Origin of the sequence: Rhodococcus sp. BP-160, from assembly GCF_019836205.1 — a bacterium.
GTDB lineage: Bacteria > Actinomycetota > Actinomycetes > Mycobacteriales > Mycobacteriaceae > Rhodococcoides.
This window is the reverse complement of the sequence record NZ_JABUEK010000001.1, coordinates 1,089,287-1,106,219: the sequence shown is the minus strand read 5'-3', so window position 1 is coordinate 1,106,219 and position 16,933 is coordinate 1,089,287. Positions and strand designations below refer to the sequence as shown.

General features: G+C 68.6%; 17 protein-coding genes and 1 pseudogene. 9 read left to right on the top strand and 9 right to left on the bottom strand.

All coding sequences use genetic code 11. The features are described 5' to 3' along the window. The first annotated feature begins 5 nt into the window (after window positions 1-5). A complete protein-coding gene (locus tag HQ306_RS05215) occupies window positions 6-1,190 on the top strand; it encodes a CdaR family transcriptional regulator (protein WP_222627994.1) in 1,185 nt (394 codons plus the stop codon). Here the strand turns inward: HQ306_RS05215 and HQ306_RS05210 are convergent. Beyond that, window positions 1,134-2,000: a short-chain dehydrogenase/reductase gene (locus HQ306_RS05210; RefSeq protein ID WP_222627992.1), complete on the bottom strand. Its 867-nt coding sequence runs from the start codon at window positions 1,998-2,000 to the stop codon at window positions 1,134-1,136. The genes HQ306_RS05215 and HQ306_RS05210 overlap by 57 nt on opposite strands. 186 nt (window positions 2,001-2,186) lie before the next feature. Between HQ306_RS05210 and HQ306_RS05205 the strand changes: the two genes are divergently transcribed. The 3 genes from HQ306_RS05205 (at window position 2,187) to HQ306_RS05195 (ending at window position 4,515) form a co-directional block, all read left to right on the top strand. Further along, the gene (locus HQ306_RS05205) at window positions 2,187-3,152 is read left to right on the top strand and encodes an acyl-CoA dehydrogenase (protein ID WP_374197696.1); all 966 of its coding nucleotides are present in this window, start codon (window positions 2,187-2,189) and stop codon (window positions 3,150-3,152) included. Then, window positions 3,149-3,901, top strand: a complete 753-nt coding sequence (locus HQ306_RS05200) for a PIG-L family deacetylase (protein ID WP_308115494.1) — start codon at window positions 3,149-3,151, stop codon at window positions 3,899-3,901. Before HQ306_RS05205 ends, HQ306_RS05200 begins: the two co-directional genes overlap by 4 nt. Window positions 3,902-3,972: 71 nt before the next feature. After that, window positions 3,973-4,515, top strand: coding sequence for a trans-aconitate 2-methyltransferase (locus HQ306_RS05195; protein WP_222629241.1), 543 nt, complete (start codon window positions 3,973-3,975; stop codon window positions 4,513-4,515). On the opposite strand, the gene HQ306_RS05190 is transcribed toward HQ306_RS05195, so the two are convergent. From HQ306_RS05190 to HQ306_RS05180, 3 genes are all read right to left on the bottom strand, one after another. Continuing rightward, window positions 4,516-5,208 (bottom strand): glycosyltransferase family 2 protein, encoded by a 693-nt coding sequence (locus HQ306_RS05190; RefSeq protein WP_222627990.1) that lies wholly within the window; start codon window positions 5,206-5,208, stop codon window positions 4,516-4,518. Between the two features lie 61 nt (window positions 5,209-5,269). Then, window positions 5,270-7,648 (bottom strand): HAD-IC family P-type ATPase, encoded by a 2,379-nt coding sequence (locus tag HQ306_RS05185; RefSeq protein ID WP_222627988.1) that lies wholly within the window; start codon window positions 7,646-7,648, stop codon window positions 5,270-5,272. A gap of 36 nt (window positions 7,649-7,684) precedes the next feature. Beyond that, complete coding sequence (locus HQ306_RS05180; RefSeq protein WP_222627986.1) at window positions 7,685-8,407, bottom strand: ANTAR domain-containing protein; 723 nt, start codon at window positions 8,405-8,407, stop codon at window positions 7,685-7,687. 314 nt (window positions 8,408-8,721) lie between these two features. Here HQ306_RS05180 and HQ306_RS05175 point away from each other — a divergent pair. After that, window positions 8,722-11,075, top strand: a pseudogene (locus HQ306_RS05175) (pyruvate dehydrogenase). A gap of 13 nt (window positions 11,076-11,088) precedes the next feature. Here HQ306_RS05175 and HQ306_RS05170 read toward each other — a convergent pair. From HQ306_RS05170 to HQ306_RS05160, 3 genes are read right to left on the bottom strand one after another with little or no spacing between them, the layout of a single operon-like run. Next, window positions 11,089-11,415 carry a multidrug efflux SMR transporter gene (locus tag HQ306_RS05170; RefSeq protein ID WP_222627984.1) on the bottom strand — a complete coding sequence of 109 codons (327 nt, stop codon included), beginning with the start codon at window positions 11,413-11,415 and terminating at the stop codon, window positions 11,089-11,091. Further along, window positions 11,415-11,747 carry a multidrug efflux SMR transporter gene (locus HQ306_RS05165; protein ID WP_222627982.1) on the bottom strand — a complete coding sequence of 111 codons (333 nt, stop codon included), beginning with the start codon at window positions 11,745-11,747 and terminating at the stop codon, window positions 11,415-11,417. Before HQ306_RS05165 ends, HQ306_RS05170 begins: the two co-directional genes overlap by 1 nt. A gap of 24 nt (window positions 11,748-11,771) precedes the next feature. Beyond that, on the bottom strand, window positions 11,772-12,065 hold the full coding sequence (locus HQ306_RS05160; RefSeq protein WP_222627980.1) for a chorismate mutase: 294 nt from the start codon (window positions 12,063-12,065) through the stop codon (window positions 11,772-11,774). A 176-nt stretch (window positions 12,066-12,241) separates the two neighbouring features. Between HQ306_RS05160 and HQ306_RS05155 the strand changes: the two genes are divergently transcribed. The 4 genes from HQ306_RS05155 (at window position 12,242) to HQ306_RS05140 (ending at window position 16,220) form a co-directional block, all read left to right on the top strand. Beyond that, window positions 12,242-13,222 (top strand): iron-siderophore ABC transporter substrate-binding protein, encoded by a 981-nt coding sequence (locus HQ306_RS05155; protein WP_308115495.1) that lies wholly within the window; start codon window positions 12,242-12,244, stop codon window positions 13,220-13,222. Between the two features lie 283 nt (window positions 13,223-13,505). Next, complete coding sequence (locus tag HQ306_RS05150; RefSeq protein ID WP_222627976.1) at window positions 13,506-14,027, top strand: MarR family winged helix-turn-helix transcriptional regulator; 522 nt, start codon at window positions 13,506-13,508, stop codon at window positions 14,025-14,027. A gap of 13 nt (window positions 14,028-14,040) precedes the next feature. Then, window positions 14,041-15,237: a CaiB/BaiF CoA-transferase family protein gene (locus HQ306_RS05145; RefSeq protein WP_222627974.1), complete on the top strand. Its 1,197-nt coding sequence runs from the start codon at window positions 14,041-14,043 to the stop codon at window positions 15,235-15,237. Next, the gene (locus HQ306_RS05140) at window positions 15,234-16,220 is read left to right on the top strand and encodes a D-glycerate dehydrogenase (RefSeq protein ID WP_222627972.1); all 987 of its coding nucleotides are present in this window, start codon (window positions 15,234-15,236) and stop codon (window positions 16,218-16,220) included. The genes HQ306_RS05145 and HQ306_RS05140 overlap by 4 nt, the downstream gene beginning before the upstream one ends. A gap of 3 nt (window positions 16,221-16,223) precedes the next feature. Here HQ306_RS05140 and HQ306_RS05135 read toward each other — a convergent pair whose 3' ends face one another. Together HQ306_RS05135 and HQ306_RS05130 are read right to left on the bottom strand one after the other, a co-directional pair. After that, window positions 16,224-16,577, bottom strand: a complete 354-nt coding sequence (locus HQ306_RS05135; protein ID WP_222627970.1) for a hypothetical protein — start codon at window positions 16,575-16,577, stop codon at window positions 16,224-16,226. Further along, complete coding sequence (locus HQ306_RS05130; RefSeq protein WP_222627968.1) at window positions 16,574-16,927, bottom strand: TetR/AcrR family transcriptional regulator; 354 nt, start codon at window positions 16,925-16,927, stop codon at window positions 16,574-16,576. The genes HQ306_RS05135 and HQ306_RS05130 overlap by 4 nt, the downstream gene beginning before the upstream one ends. Between the last annotated feature and the right edge of the window lie 6 nt (window positions 16,928-16,933).

Here is a 16,933-nt window from a genome sequence, read left to right as displayed (position 1 = left end):
GCGCGATGAGCGACCGGACGGGTACTCCGCGGGAGCGGGAGATCGCCGCGCGCATCGCCTCCCTCGTCACCGACGCCGAGCAGCAACTCGATGCCATCGCGTCGGACCTGACGTCGTTGTACCGCAGAAGCATTCCGGTGTACGACTCGGTGGCGCACGAGGAGGTGCAGCGCAACACGCGCGCCGTCCTGGACATCGTTCTGTGGCGAGTGCGTAGCGATGCACCTGCCGTGAACGAGCGGGACGTCGCCGACCTGGTCCGGCGGTGGGCCGATCAGCGGATCCCCCTCGAACTCGTCGCACACAGCATCCAGCTCGGTGCCCGCGAGCTGTTCAAGATGATTCGGCGCAACGCCGTCGAGCAGCAGTTGTCGACCGATGTCATCGACGACATGCAGGACATGATGTGGGAGTGGGCCACGTCGTACTCGGCCGCCGTGAACACGGTGATGCAGGAACGAGCGGTCACGGGTGCCACCCGGCGTGCGGATCTCATCCGGCAGCTCGTCGACGGGTCGTACGTGCCCGCGTCCGTCGAGCGGGACGCCCGTGAGCACGGTATCGCGCTCGATCACCACTACAGCGTCGCCTGTGTGACCTGGAACGACTCGTCGATCGTGTCGGACATCCGGTCGATGCTGCGACTACGTTGCGGCACCGATGATCTCGGCGTGGTGGACGCGGTCATCGACGGCTGTCTCGTCGCCCTTCTGCCCGTGGTTCCGGACCGCCTCGCGGCCTCGGTGGCGGTCGGTCTGGGCGATGCTCGACCGGCCACGGACGCGCGCGCGTCGTACGGGCAGGCGCGGCACGCACTCGACCTCGCCACCCGCTTCGCGAGGACAGGGGTGGTCGACCTGGCCGCACTCGGACCGCTTCCTCTCCTCGCGCTGGGGGAGGAGGCCGCGGATCGACTCGCATCCGCGCATCTGACCACGGTGGCCGAACGCGGCGAGGCGGGTCGCGAGATTCTGGACACCGTCGCGGCGTACCTCGACCATGATCGGCGCGTCGACGACACCGCCGCCGCCCTCTACGTGCATCGCAACACCGTGCGCAACAGGGTGGCGCGTTTCGGTGATCTGACGGGCCTCGACATCGACCGGACAGCCGATCTCGTCCTCGCGTGGTGGCTACTGACGCGTGAGCGCAGCGCGCGCTCGGCTCTCCAGGATCCCCCGCTCCAGTAGTGGAACCGTCTTCCGCATCTTCGGACGGAGAATCGCGTCCCACAGCGAGCCGGTGAACACACCGCGGATCTTGTCGACGCCGCGCAGAGCGCCCGGCACGTACACCTTCCGGCGGCGCCGGACGATGGCGTCGACGAACGCGTCGGCGCAGTCCTCGACGTCGGTGACGACATGGAACGGCCAGGGCAGTTCCTCGATGCTCGCCCGCACCGACTCGATGCTGTGCTGCGACTCGAACATCGGAGTCCGGACGAATGCGGGATGCGCGACCCCGACGCCGACGCCCTTGTGTGCCACCTCGAGGCGCAGTCCGCCGCCGAATGCCTCGACACCCGTCTTGGCGGCCGCGTAGGCGGACTGGCCCGGCACGGTCTTCAGGGCGGCCGCGGACGAGACCAACAGATAGAAGCCGCGCTGTGCGGTCACGGCGGGCAACGTGGCGTGCACGGTGCGGATGACGCCGTTCAGATTGATGTCGACGATGCGGGTCAGTGTCTCGACGTCGCTGATGGCGACGGTGCCGGCCTCGGCGATGCCCGCATTGGCCACCACCACGTCGAGGCACCCGTACTCCGAGAGGATCTGTGCAACAGCTGATTCGAGTGACGCGGTGTCCGTGACGTCGGCGGTCACGGCCAGGTGCCGGCCGTGAGCGCTGGTGTCCAGGCTCCCGATCACCGATGCGGGTATGTCGGATCGGTCCACGAGCACCACGTGCGCGCCCTGCGACGCGAGTCGGCGTCCGGTCTCGAGACCGATCCCGGACGCACCGCCGGTGATGAGTACGACCTTGCCTGCCATCGATGCCATGCGCTGTCCTTCACGGGTCGTCGTTCGCGGTCCCCTCAGCGTCGCCCGGCGAGCAGCCCCGCGACAGGTGCGTGACTCCACGTCGGGTCGGCCTGCGCTGTGCAGCCGCACAGCGAGCGATCGACCGGTCTGCGTAGGCCTGACGCCGATCGGGTACCCCGCGGAACGACGACAGGAGCAACTCACGTGAGTACGGACGATCTCGACCCCGGTGTCGCCGCGGCCGTACGGTCCCGCATCGCGTCCGCTGGTGAGATCCCGCTACCGGGGTCCGGTGCGACCAGGCGACGCTGGGATCTGCTGGCCGCGTGGTGCCGCGACGACGCGGTGGTCGGCCGGTTGCTCGAAGCCCACTTCGACGCCGTCGCCATCTGCGCGGAGCTGGGTGGTCCCGCGACCTCGTCCGAGCAGATGTGGGGAGTGTGGGCCGCAGAGACGCCGCCGCCGGTGGACGCGGTCTCCGACTCGCACGGTTCCTGGTCGCTGACCGGCCGGAAGATGTGGTGCTCGGGCGCCCACAGTTGCTCGCACGCGCTGGTGACCGCACGGGCGGGGGAGGACTCCGCCTTGTTCGCCGTGGCGCTGGACAGCGGCACCGTGACCCCTGAACCGAACACGTGGCACGCGACGGGAATGCGCGAGAGCGATTCCGGTGCAGTGTCTCTCGCGGGAACGTCCGCGGTCGCAGTGGGGCAACCGGGTGACTACACCGCGCGTGCCGGATTCTGGCACGGGGCGATCGGAGTGGCCGCCTGCTGGTTCGGGGTGGCACTCGCCGTCGCCGACCCGCTCTACCGCCGGGCCGCTGCGGACCGGGCCGGACCGCATGCGCTCGCGCACCTCGGAGCAGTGGACGCGGCACTGACGGCCTGTGTCAACACCTTCGACGTCGCTGCCGGCGAGGTGGACCGAGACCCTCTGGCTCTGGACGAGGCGAGAGTCCGCGCCATGCGGGTTCGCGCCATCGTGGAGCGGGCCTGCACCGAAGTTCTCGACCGGGTCGGCCGCGCGCTGGGTGCGGCACCCCTCGGTCTGGACGCGGAGCACTCCCGCCGGGTGGCAGACCTGACGACGTATCTTCGCCAGAGCCACGCCGAGGTCGATCTGGAGAACCTGGGCCGGGCGGTCGCGGCGTCGGGTTCCGCATCGTGAGTGTGGACAGGTTCGCGGAACGCCCGGTGGCACAGCGTGGAACGCCGGAGTCCGTGTGGCGCGAGAACGGTCCGACGTACCCCGACCTGGTCCACGACGGGCTGGCGCATCTGGTCCTCGTCGCTCCGCACCCTGACGACGAGGTCCTCGGTCTGGGCGGCTGGGCATCGATGCTGGCCGCATCCGGTGTTCCGGTGACGGTGGTCGCCGTCACCGACGGGGGCGCGTCTCACACCCCCACGCCCGCGCGGTCGCGCGCCGACCTGGAAGCGGTGCGCAGAGCCGAGAGTGCCTCGGCGCTCGTGGATCTCGGTATCGTCGACATCCGTCGGCTGAGCTTGCCCGACGGACAGGTGGCCGAGCACGAGCGCGCTCTCGTCGACGCTCTCGTCGACGTGCTCGACACCGTGGGGCGCGGTACGACGGTGTGGTGCGCGACGACGCTGCGCGGCGACGGCCACCCCGATCACGAAGCGGTCGGGCGCGCGTCGGCCGCGGCGGCGAGCCGGAACGGGTGCACGCTCGTCGAGTACCCGGTGTGGATGTGGCACTGGGCAGAACCGGGGGACGAGGCCGTGGACTGGGAGTCGGCCCGCACGATCACGCTCGACGCGGACGCGATCGCGCGCAAGGAGGTAGCGGTGAGCAGATTCGTCAGCCAGACGACTCGGGACGGGAACGAGGACGAGATCCTCCCGCCGTGGGTTCTGGAGCGGCTCCTGCGTTCTCACGAGACGGTGTTCGTGTGAGCGGGCAGGCCGGAGGCCGGTCGGGATCGGGCGGGCAGGCCGGAGGTGTCCCGGCGAGTTATTTCGAGCGCATGTACGAGGCCGATCCGGACCCGTGGGGGTTCGAGAGCCGGTGGTACGAGCGACGCAAGTACGCCCTCACGATGGCAATGCTTCCGAACGAGCGGTACCGCTCGGCCTTCGAGCCGGGGTGTTCCGTCGGAGTTCTGTCCGAACTCATCGCGGGCCGAGCCGATCGCCTGCTCTCCACAGACATCGCGGAGGCACCGTTGCGTCGCGCGCGGGAGCGTGGGATTCCGAACGTGGAGTTCCGCCGAGAGTCGCTGCACGACGGGTGGCCGGACGAGCAGTTCGATCTCGTCGTGCTGAGCGAGATGTGTTACTACGTCCACCGGACGGAGCTCGACGCTCTGGTGTCGAAGGCGGTCGATGCGGCAGAGCCCGGCGGAACCGTGTGCGTCGCGCACTGGCGCCACGACGTTCCGGAGTACCCGAGCACTGCGGCCGAGGTGCACACCGCGTTCCGCGCGTCACCGCACCTGCTCCTCCGGGCGGAGTACCGCGACGACGACGTTCTCGTCGACGTCTTCACGCGGGGTACCGGCGCACACTGATCAGGCGGTGACGGGAGTCGCCATCTCGTCGAGGAACGTGGCGAAACCACCTGTGGTGCGCGTACTGGTGCGGGCCGACGTGGTCACGCACGGAGCCCCGGTGCGGCGTATGCGGTACCCCCGGCGTCCGAGTCGCTCGACCAGATCGACGTCCTCGTGGACGGCGAGCGCACGGAATCCGCCGACCGCACGGTAGGCGTCGGCGCGCACCGCGAGGTTGGCTCCGTGGACCTGCAGGAGACCGCGTCGTTCACGGTCCGCGTAGTCGCGCCGGAATCGCCGGAGCACGACGGGATCGCGCAGGCCCTCGTCGACGCGCACCGGTCCGGGGACGACGTGTGCCTGCGCAGCGCACGCCACGATCGATCGGAAGTGGCCGGGGTCGACCAGCGAATCGGCGTCGGTGTTGACGTACCAGGTGGACGATCCGGCGCTCGACGTCTCGGACCGGAACCCCAGGGCCCGTGCAGCTCCCACGTTCGCGACGTCCGTCGTGACGCACCGGACGCCCCCACCCACCACCTCCGCGGTGCGGTCACTGCAGGCGTCCAGCACCACCACCAGTCGGACGGGGACCGGCGACAGCGTGCGAGCGGTGCGCAGGGCATCGAGGCACGCCGACAGCGATGCGTCCTCGTTGTGGGCGGGCACCACTGCGACGATGCGCTCGACCCGGGCCGGCGTGAAATGCACACCTGTGAAATGCCCGATTCCCGTCGTCGCCAATCATGCGCGGCGCGCGGTGCTGTGCGCGCTACGCCGCGCGGCGCCGCATGGCGGGGCGTACCGCCTCCAGAACTGCGATACCCACTGCCGCGGAGACGAAGGCGAGCACGGTGTAGGACACGTTGCCCGCATCGAGCTCGAAGAAGCGGGCGAGCGGCGCCACGGTGAAGATGACCGCGTAGGCCGCCACGGACACGGTCAGCAGCGTCACCTTCCACCACTGCATGGGCCGGGCCACCGTCCCGAGGACCCACATCGCGACGACGATGAGAGTGATGAGCGCCGAGGTGCTGGACTGGATCCGGTCCACCCGCGAGGCATCGGGTCCGTCGTAGGTGGCGAGATAGGTCGCGAACGTGGCGACACCCACCACCAGTCCGGCGGGGACCGCCTTGCGCAGTACCCGAGGGACGAAGCCGGAGCGGGCCCGTTCGTTGTTCGGCGCCAGCGACAGCAGGAACGCGGGAATGCCGATGGTGAACCACGCCGCGATGGTGACGTGGCGGGGAAGAAACGGGTAGGGCAGCGGGTCGACGTTCACGACCAGGGACAGCAGGCCGGACAGCCCGACGAGGACCGCGAGCACCACCGAGTAGACCGTCTTGGTGAGGAACAGCGTGGAGACCCGTTCGATGTTGCCGATGACTCGTCGACCCTCGGCCACCACGTGGGGCAGCGTCGAGAAGGCGTTGTCCAGCAACACGATCTGCGCCACGGACCGCGCCGCGGGACTCCCCGCGCCCATGGCGACACCGATGTCGGCCTTCTTCAGTGCGAGAACGTCGTTGACGCCGTCACCCGTCATGGCCACCGTGTGACCACGGCTCTGCAAGGCGGTGACCATGTCCCGCTTCTGTTCCGGGCGTACCCGTCCGAACACGGCGTGACGCTCCATGGTGTCCGCGAGATCGTCCGTGTTCGACGGGAGACTGCGAGCGTCGACCGCATCGCCCGACGGCAGAGCATCGAGCGACCCGGCCACCGCGCCCACGGACACCGCGTTGTCGCCGGAGATGATCTTGACCTGGACGGACTGATCCGCGAAGTAGTTCAGTGTGTCGCCGGCGTCCGCCCGGATCTTCTGCTCGAGCACGACGAGGGCTCGGGGCGTCACGACACCCGGCGCGTCGGCGTGATCCATCGGGAGGTCGCTGGTGGCGAAGAGCAGCACCCTCTTTCCGGCCGCACCCAGCTCGGTGGCGCGTGCGGAGGCCTCCGATACCGGGTCCAGCAGCACGTCCGGAGCACCGATCAGGAAGTTGCCCGCGTCGGGGAAGGAGACTCCGCTCCACTTCTTCTCCGACGAGAACGGAGCCCGCGCGGACGCCGTCCGGGCAGGCGCGGTCGGAAGCGCGTCGGCGACGGCGATCATGCTGGCGTTCGGTCGATCGTCGTCGGCGACGACGGCGGACAGGTCGCGCCGGACGTCCTCGTCGGACTCGGCCGACAGCACGAGGAGGTCCGACATGACCATCGCGTTCTCGGTCAGCGTTCCGGTCTTGTCGGCGCACACCACGTCGATACGGGCCAGCCCCTCGACCGCCGGAAGCTCCTGCACGAGGCACTGTCGACGTCCGAGGCGGACCACGCCGACGGCGAAGGCCAGTGAGGTGAGCAGGACCAGTCCTTCCGGCACCATCGGGACCAGCGCCGCCACCATGCCGTTGAGCGCGGGGCCGAGCGGCTGGCCCGTGACGACGAGCTGGTTGACGACGATGACGATGCCGGCCGGGACCATCACCCGGGTGATGTGGCGGAGGATGCGGTCGATACCGGACCGGAGTTCGGAGTCGATGAGCGTGAACTTGCCTGCCTCCTCGGCCAACTGGGCCGCGTACGCTTCCCTCCCCACCTTGGTGACGCGGTAGGCCCCGCGGCCGGCGACGACGAACGACCCGGAGAACACGGAGTCGCTCGGGGTCTTGGTCATCGAGTCGGACTCACCCGTCAGCAGTGATTCGTCGACGTCGAGCGAGTCCGCCTCGATCACGTCGCCGTCGACGATGATCTGATCGCCCGGACCGAGTTCCACGACGTCGCCGAGCACCACCTCGTGGGGAGCGAGGTCCCGTGCACGGCCGTCTCGTCGCACGAGGGGCCGACTCTGGCCCACGATGGCGAGCGCGTCGAGGGTGCGCTTCGCGCGCAGTTCCTGGATGATGCCGATCCCGCTGTTGGCGACGATGAGCAGACCGAACATCGCGTCGATGATCGATCCGGTCGACAGAACGATGACGAGAAGTACCGCCAGAATCGCGTTGATGCGCGTGAAGATGTTGCCGCGCAGGATGTCTGCGACCGACCTCGAGGAGCGGGCCGGCACGTCGTTGGACCGACCCTGCGATGCGAGGGTCTCCGCTTCCGCTGTGGTGAGTCCGACTGCGGTGGGGACGTCGCTCGACAGCATGAAGGGGAGCCTAGTGGGTGTCGGCGACGACGGTCGTCAGCCTCGTTGGTCGTCCAGCACCCGTCGAGCCTGCTCGGTGACCGTGGTCCCAGCGCTGTAGGCCTGTGCTCGAAGCAGTGCCGACGCTGCCTGGACGCCGAGGTGGTGCCGCGCGACCACCACGCCGATCGCCAGGTGCACGGTCGACAGGTCGAAGCCGTGGTCGGGCCCGCCGTCGACGGCCGTGAGGACAGTGTCTCCGTCCAGGTCGTCGCACAGGGGAACTCGCGGCGCCAGCAACTCCGGGCGACGTTCCACGAGCGCTGCGATGGCGGCGTCGGAGTGCGTGCTGCTGCGGCGTCGACCACGCCAGTACATCTGGAGCGTTCCCAGGGGGGTGGCGGGTGCACCGATGGGGAACGTCGCGACCTCGACGACTCCGAGGGTCGCCAATTCGTCGACGAGAGTGGTCCAGCGGACGCCGTGGTCAGGGTCCTCGACATCGAGTCGGCTGTGTCCCGCTCCCGCCATCGACTCGGTGTGCGGTCCGCAGCCGAGCAGGTACTGGAGGTCGGCCAGCCGCTCCGCCAGGTCGTCCGTCGCGTACGTGACGAGCCGGACGTCGGCATCGGCCGCAGATTCCGCCACCACGGCGGCTCCGTCCGCCCGGCACCACTGCACGCACGCGGCCAGCCATGTCTCCGCAGTGCGTCCGGACCGCAGGGCGCCCATGACGCGTTCGTCTGGTGGATGGGGCTCGCGGGCCGAGTTCGATGCCATGGGGCGTCCTTCGCTGCGTTCGTGTAACCGGTTCGTGGACCGCAGCTGAGGGTGTGTCTCGCCGTTCATCGTGTACCCGTCCGTCGGCTCCGCACACCACATCCGGCCGGTGTCCTCGAACACGGGCGCCCACTCACCGGGTGTCGCCGGTCACCCGAGTGGTCGACACGCTCGGAACACCCACGACGACATGCGGTGCTGTGCGCAGAATGCTCGGTCGCGGAGCCGGATCTTGCGCAGTCGGCAAGACCGTGGTCACCTGGGGATCTCCGCGAAGCATCGAGCCGGAGATGACGTCCTGAGGGGGAAGCGCCATGACCAGCAACGAGCATGTCGACGATCGAGCGCCACAGGCGGTGGAGACCCTGGAGGAGATCGCACAGCGTGTGTTGTGGCTGTCGACCTCGATGATCCACTACGCCAATCGAATTCGGCCCAACCCCAGCGGACTCAAAGTCGGAGGCCACCAAGCCTCGTGCGCGTCGATGGTGTCGATCATGACCTCCCTGTGGTTCGAACAGTTGCAGCCCGGGGACCGGGTGTCGGTCAAGCCGCACGCGTCTCCGGTGCTGCACGCGATCAACTACCTCCTCGGTGAGTTGGACGAGAAGTACCTGACGACGCTGCGGTCCTACGGCGGGCTGCAGTCCTACCCCTCGCGCGCCAAGGACCCCGACACCGTCGACTACTCCACCGGGTCCGTGGGAATCGGAGCGACCGCACCGATCTGGGGCGCGATGTCGCGCCGCTACGTCGACGCCGCCTTCGGTGACGCGCACGACGACGCCCGGACAGCGACCGGATTCCGGGGGCGGCAGTACTCGCTCGTCGGCGACGCCGAACTGGACGAGGGCGCGGTGTGGGAAGCGGTGATCGACCCGGGAATCGCCGACCTCGGCGAGATCGTGTGGATCGTCGACCTGAACCGCCAATCGCTGGATCGAGTGGTGCCGAACTTCGCTGCGCGGCGGCTGGAGAAGATGTTCGACGCCGCCGGCTGGCAGGTCGTCACGGTCTCGTTCGGCACCCTTCTCGACGCATTGTTCGCCCGTCCCGGCGGCGAGGCCCTGCGCGAACGCATCGTCGACATGCCCAACCCGGAGTACCAACGCCTCCTGCGCTGCACGGCGGACGAACTGCGCACCCGACTGCCCGGCGCCGGGCCCGGTGCCGAACGGATTCGTGCCCTCGTCGCCGATCTGGACGATGCCGCTCTGACGGAGGCCGTCCGCAACCTGGGCGGACACGACCTCGCCGCACTGCGCGCCGCGTTCGCCCGTATCGACGACACCCGTCCCACCGTGATCATCGCGTACACCGTCAAGGGCTTCGGGTTGCCGACGCAGGGTCATCCGCAGAATCACTCGTCGTTGCTGACGGTCGAGGAGTACGCCGAACTCGCGGGCGCGCTGGGCACCGACCCCGACGCGCCCTGGCACGATTCTCGGACGACAGTCCGGCCGGGCGGGTGTGCGCGGACACCGCGGACCGGCTGCGCCGGGAACCGATACACACGGCCGAGCCTCCCTCGGTGCCCACCGACATCGGGCGCACGCCCAAGGGAACGGCGACGACACAGGCCGCGCTCGGTCGCGTCCTGCTCGACCTCACCAGAGCGGCTCCGGACGCCGCGCGGCGGGTCGTCACCGTCAGTCCCGACGTCAGCTCCACCACCAACCTCGGCGGCTGGGTGAACAAGGTCGGCGTCTGGTCGTCCTCGGAACGCCACGACTGGTTCGGTGACGACGCCGAGACGATCATGCACTGGCGCGAGAGCCCCACGGGGCAACACATGGAACTGGGCATCGCCGAGACCAACCTCGTCGGACTGATGGGTGAGCTCGGTGCGACGTGGAGCCGGTGGGGAGAGCCGCTGTTCCCGATCGGAGTCATGTACGACCCGTTCGTCGAGCGCGCGCTCGAGCCGTGGTCGTACGGCATCTACGCAGGCGGACAGTCCATCCTCGTCGGCACCCCCTCGGGAGTGACCCTGGCGGCGGAAGGTGGTGCGCACCAGTCGATCAAGACCCCGTCGATCGGTCTGGAGCAGCCCGGGTGCGTGAGCTGGGAACCGGCGTTCGCGATCGACGTCGAGTGGACGCTGCTGGCGGCGATCGGACGGTTGGGGCGCCCGGGCGGCACGTCGGCGTATCTGCGCCTGTCGACCAGGCCGGTCGATCAGTCGCTGGCGAACGTTCCGGCGGATCCGGCGGCGCGGGAGCGCCGACGGCGGCTGGTGGTCGCCGGGGGATACCCGCTGGTGCGGCGGGACGGTGCGGTGGTGACCATCGCGGCGATGGGCGCGATGGTCACCGAGGCCCTCGCCGCGGCGGAGCGGCTCGAACAGATCGGGCTCGCTGCCGACGTCCTGTGCGTCACGAGTCCGGGGGAGCTGTATCGGGCGGTGCAGGCACGGCAGGGGCATCTCGAGGCGGAGTCGTGGATTCTCGATCATCTGCTGCCGGCAGAGCGGGCGACGCCGATGGTGACGGTCCTCGACGGTCATCCCCACACGCTCGCGTTCCTGGCGACGGTGAACCGGGTGCCGTCCACGTCTCTCGGGGTGAGTGAGTTCGGTCAGGTCGGCGCACTCGACGAGGTGTACCGCCACCATCAGATCGACACCGACTCGATCGTCCGGGCCGCACTCGACGTCACCGGTCACTGACTGCTCGGCAGGTTCATCGAGCGGCCGCGGCACCGAGTTCGATGAGCAGGACGCCGATGACGATGCATGCGATCCCGCCGAGCATGCGGCGGGTCAGGGGTTCTCGAAAGAGGTACCGGGAGGCCACGGCGGTGAGGGCGACTCCGGACGCGGCCCAGATGCCGTAGGCCACTCCCAGGGCCAGACCCGAACGGAGCGCACCGAGCAGGGCGACGAACGCGAGGAGATAGCCGAGAGCGACGACCCCGTAGAACGCGGGGTGTCCGGTGGCCGCCACGCGGAGCGACAGCGTGGCCGACACCTCGAGGAGGATGGCGCCGAGGAGGAAGAGGTACTGCATCACGGTTCCCGCTCTGCGGGGTGGGACCCGGTCTCGACGAGGAGTACACCGACGATGACCAGTCCGATTCCGAGACCCATCACGATGGTCAGCGGTTCACCGAAGAGCGCTGACGCGAGAAGGGCGGTGAGAGCGACACCGCTTGCTCCCCAGATACCGTAGGCGACACCGAGGGCCAAACCGCGGCGCAGTACGGACGCGAGTCCGACGAAGGCCAGCAGATAACCGAAGATCACCACGACATAGAGGACGGGACGGGTCTCGGAACCTTTGAGCGACAGGGTGGCGGACACTTCGGCCACCACGGCCGCCGCCAGAACGAACCACACCATGCGGTAGTTCTACCGCGGGCGGGACTAGCGAGCGATCTGTCCGCGGCCCATGCGCAGGAGGAGCATGCCGAGGGTGCGGCCCTCGCGGCCGAGATCACCGAAGTGCTGGAGCACCGACATCTCGCGTGCGGACGATGCGGCCGAGCGGGGCTCCATCATGCCGACAGTGCGAGTGAGCTCGGTGCGTCGTGCCACTGCGGTCAGGATCTGGGCGTCGAGACGCTCGATCTCGTCGTGCATGGAGTCGATGTCGTGGGCGGTGTCGGCACCGTGGTTGCGCGTGACGTCTGCGGTGGCGAAGTCGGTTGCAATGCTCATGTCTACTGAATCGCGCCCATCCCGAATTTCATTACCGATCTGCCGAGATATTTTTCGGCGACCAGTCGAGAACGGGTCTCACCTGCGGTGATGCAGATTGTGAGCTGGATCGCAGTGCGCCCGTGGGCCTCAGGTGAGGTTAGGCTAACGCAATGTTTCTCACCGTGTGTGCGCCCGTGAGGCGACTGATCCCTGTACTCGTCGCGACGGTGGCCCTCACCGTGTCGTGCTCGTCGGCCGCCACCGAGGACGGCCGCGACGCGGCGCAGACGGCGGCCGGCGGCGTCTATCCAGCGACGGTCGACACCGCGTTCGGCGCCGTCGACCTCGAGTCGGCGCCGACGCGCGTCGTGGCGCTGGGGTGGGGGGACGCGGAGACGGCATTGGCCCTCGGGGTCCAGCCGGTCGGTGCCAGCGACTGGCTCGACTTCGGCGGAGAGGGCGTCGGTCCGTGGGCGGAGGGTCTCTACGACACACCACCCGAGATCATCGGAACCCTGGAACCGTCCTACGAAGCCGTGGCGGCACTCGAGCCGGATTTGATCCTCGACACCAAGAGCTCGGGCGACGTCGGCCGGCACGACCGGCTGGCGGCCATCGCGCCGACCGTCGGCATCCCGGAGGGTGCGGAGAACTACACGACGTCCTACGAGGATCAGGTCACCATGGTGGCCGCGGCGCTCGGTGTGCCCGAGAAGGGCGCCGAGCTGATCGCCGGGCTGGACGACGGCTTCCGCACGGCCGCTGCGGACCATCCGGAGTTCGCAGAGAAGACCGTGACGGTGGGCGCCCTCAGCGGAACCGGCTACGGCGCCTACATAGAGGACAGCGAGCGGGTGCAGTTCCTGATGCGGCTCGGGTTCCGGCAGAACCCGACCATCGCATCGATGACCCCGGTGCGGTTCTCCGTACCGATCGCGGACGAGCAGCTGGGTCTGCTCGACGCGGATCTCGTCGTCATGTTTCCGATCGGCAAGACTGCGCAGGACATCGAGCAGAACCCGCTGTTCCGCAGCATCCCGGCCGTGGCGCAGGGACATGCGATCGTGTTCGACGACCCGGCGGTGGCGAAGTCCTACTCCACCAACTCGGCGCTCTCGCTGCAGTACGCACTCGACACCGTGGTGCCCATGCTGGCGGAGGCGCTCCGGTCGTGATGCTCGGAGGCGATCGCTCACGCGTGCCTTCACCAGCGGCGCGACCTCGGTGCCGAGCAACTCGATGCCCCGCAGCATGGTCCGTCCAAGAGATGCGCCACCCGCTCGCGAGCGGTGACGCGGTGGCCGGTGTCGTACTCGACGACGGCCGACACGAAGTTGCCGATCCCGATCTGCATTGGTGCCGTTCTGCCGATGTAGTGAAGTGTCAACACTCTGTGGTGTCGTCGAGTTGAACCTTCAAGTGAGGGTAGCGAAGGTTCACGACACCTAGGCTGGGTGCGTGAACGACGACGTCGAGTGGCTGCGACCCGACGAGGTACGCGCGTGGCTCGCGGTCGCAGGCCTCCTCGAGGCGCTCCCCGCAGTACTGAACTCGCAATTGAAGAACGACGCGGGGGTCAACCACTTCGAATACATGCTTCTGGCCGGTCTGTCCGAGTCGCCTGGTCGGAGTTCGCCGACGAGTGAGATCGCTGCCTTCGCCGCAGGATCACTTTCTCGGGTCTCCCACGCACTCACGCGTATGGAGTCGCGGGGGTGGGTCGAACGGGGGCCACGCGGAGGCCCCGGTGGGCAGACCGCGGTGACGTTGACCGACGACCACATGGAGATCGTTCGTCGCGCGGCTCCCGGTCACGTCGCGCAGGTGCGAGAACTGGTCGTCGACCGCCTCGGTCGTGAGGACGCACTCGAGCTCGGGCGACTCGCGGGCCGGGTGCTCGAGGGTGCGAACCCGGCGGTCCACAGGATGCTGATGGACCGGTATCCCGAGCAGGACGTGCGCCCGGACGACCGGGACTGACGGAGAGGACCCCATGTCGCTACCGCTGACCGGCATTCGAGTGCTGGAGCTCGGCAACTACATCGCCGCGCCGACCGCGGGACGCATGCTCGCGGACTTCGGCGCGGAGGTGATCAAGGTCGAGCGACCCGGCACCGGCGACGAGATCCGGAACTGGCGTCTCTATTCCGGTACCACGTCGATGTTGTACCGGACGATCAACCGCAACAAGAAGTCGATCGTGCTCGATCTGCGCACCGAGCAGGGGCGGCAGGACGTGCTGGATCTCGCCGCGCAGTGCGACATCGTGCTCGAGAACTTTCGGCCCGGCACTCTCGAGAAATGGGGACTCTCGCCGGAGCGGTTGAGCGAGAGGAACCCCGATCTCATCATCACCCGCATCTCCGCTTTCGGGCAGACCGGTCCGATGGCCGAGCGTCCGGGCTTCGCCGCCGTCGCGGAGGCCTACGGGGGATTTCGCAACCTCGTCGGCGACCCCGACCGACCACCGGTTCGCGTCGGAGTGTCGATCGGTGACTCCATCGCCGGCCTCTACGCCGCCTTCGGTTGTGTCATGGCTCTGTTCCGACGCCAGACCGCGTCGAGCGAGCTCTCGCTCGAGCAACGCTCGATCGACGTCGCGCTCAACGAGTCGATTCTGTCGATGATGGAATCGCTGGTACCCGACTACCTCGCCTACGGAGTGGAACGCGAACGCACCGGTGGGCGGATGGAAGGCATCGCGCCCTCGAATGCGTACCCGTGCAACGACGGTCACTCGATCATCATCGCCGGCAACGGCGACGCCATCTTCCAGCGCTACATGGAGACGATCGGTCGGCCGGATCTCGGCGCGGATCCCGAGCTGTCCGCCAACGCCGGCCGCTGGCGACGTCGGGACGAACTGGACGCGGCCATCTCCGCCTGGACCATGCTGCACTCCCGCGACGAGGCGTTGGCGGTGCTCGATCGGGCCGGTGTGCCGTCGGGGCCCATCTACACGGCCGCCGACATCGTGCGGGATCCACAGTACCGAGCGCGCAACATGATTCAGACGTTCCCCGTGGACGTCGGTGGTGAGACTCCGGTGGACGTGGGTTTCGTCGGTGTGGTGCCCGTCATCGGCGACGCGTCCGTTCCCATCCGATCGCTCGGACCGGACCTCGGCGAGCACACCGCCGAAGTACTGCGGGAACTGTTGGGACGCAACGAGAGCGAGCACGACGCATGACACGGATTCTGGTCACCCTGCCGATTCCCGAACCAGGTATGGAGATTCTGCGCCGCGCCGCCGACGTCGACGTGATCGCGCTCGATCACGTCGCGCTGGCGGAGCGATGCGCCTCCGGCGACTACGACGTGGTGGTGGCCCAGCTCCGGGACCGGTTCGACAGCGCACTGCTCGCCGGTGCGCGGCTGCGTGGGATCTCCAACTACGCGGTGGGTGTCGACAACATCGACGTCGGCGCCGCCACCGTCCGAGGCATCGTCGTCGGGAACACTCCGGGCGTCCTGACGGACTCCACGGCGGACATCGCTCTCCTGCTGATGCTGGCCACCGCGCGTCGGGCGCTCGAGGCGGACCGGACGGTGCGCGCCGGTGAGTTCACCGGATGGGCACCGGACCTGATGCTCGGCACGGACGTGTCCGGACGGGTGCTGGGACTGGCCGGATTCGGGCGCATCGCTCGCGCGACGGCGCGGCGCGCTCTCGGATTCGGTATGACGGTGCGGTTCTGCCCACGGCCCCCGTCCGACAGGCCCGTCGACGATGCGGAGCTCGACGAGTTCGGCGGTCGCGTCGAGCACGTCTCGTGGGACGAGTTGGTGGCGACGAGCGACTTCCTGTCCCTGCACGTTCCGCTGACCGAGGCGACGTACCACCTCGTCGATGCTCGGGTTCTCGGCGCGATGAAGACCTCCGCGATTCTGGTGAACACCGCGCGCGGGCCGGTGGTCGACGAGTCCGCTCTGGTGGAGGCGTTGCGGGACGGCGTGATCGCCGGTGCGGGGCTCGACGTCTACGAGGACGAACCGGCCACGGCACCCGGCCTGTCGGAGCTGGCCAACACCGTGCTGCTGCCGCACGTCGGGAGCGCGACGGTGTCGGTGCGGAGCGAGATGGCGCGTCTGTGCGCGGAGAACGCCGTCGCGATGGCCGCCGGCACGATGCCGCCCCACGCCGTCAATCCGGAGGCATGGGCGGACCTGTGAGAACTAGGTCGCGAGTGCGGCGTTGACCGCGTTCTCCGTTCGGGTCGGATCGTCCACCGTCAGGACGAGTCGATCGAACCGTCCGGTGCCGTCGAGCTCGATCACAATGTTGCGCACCGGGTCCCCGACGTTCCAGAACACTTTCTCGCCGTCACGATGGAAGGTGCCGGCGTACTTTCCCGGTATCGAGAGGCCCGGAGCCCTGATGCCCCTGGGCTCACTCCGTACACCGGTGTCGACGGTGGCGCCCTTCACCTCGGACAGCGGAATGTCGAGTCGGCGCGTGAAGCTCCAGAGCTTGTCGAGGCCGCGTGGTTCGACGACCAGTCGGCCGTCGACGATGGTCACGGTGTTCATGCTGTGCCCTTTCTCTCGATGCAGGCGCGCGTGAGTATCGCGTCGCCCAGTGCCCGTGCGTCGATGTTCTCGGCAACCAACTTCTCGCGGATCTCCTGCCTCACCGAGGGATCGGAGGGGGCCAGATCCATGAGAGCGACGAGAAGCAGAGGCATCGTGGAGTGCGTCGAGCGCAGTGCGGTGAGGAACAGTCCGCGCTTGCTTCCGAACGCGTTGTAGAGGCTCGCCCGTCGGATGCCGACGGCGTCGAGGATCTGATCGACGGACGCGCCGGCGTAACCGTGACGGACGAACGTGTCGACGGCGGCCGCGAGCACAGTGTCCGTGTCGAACTCGCGCGGTCTCGGCATGCACCC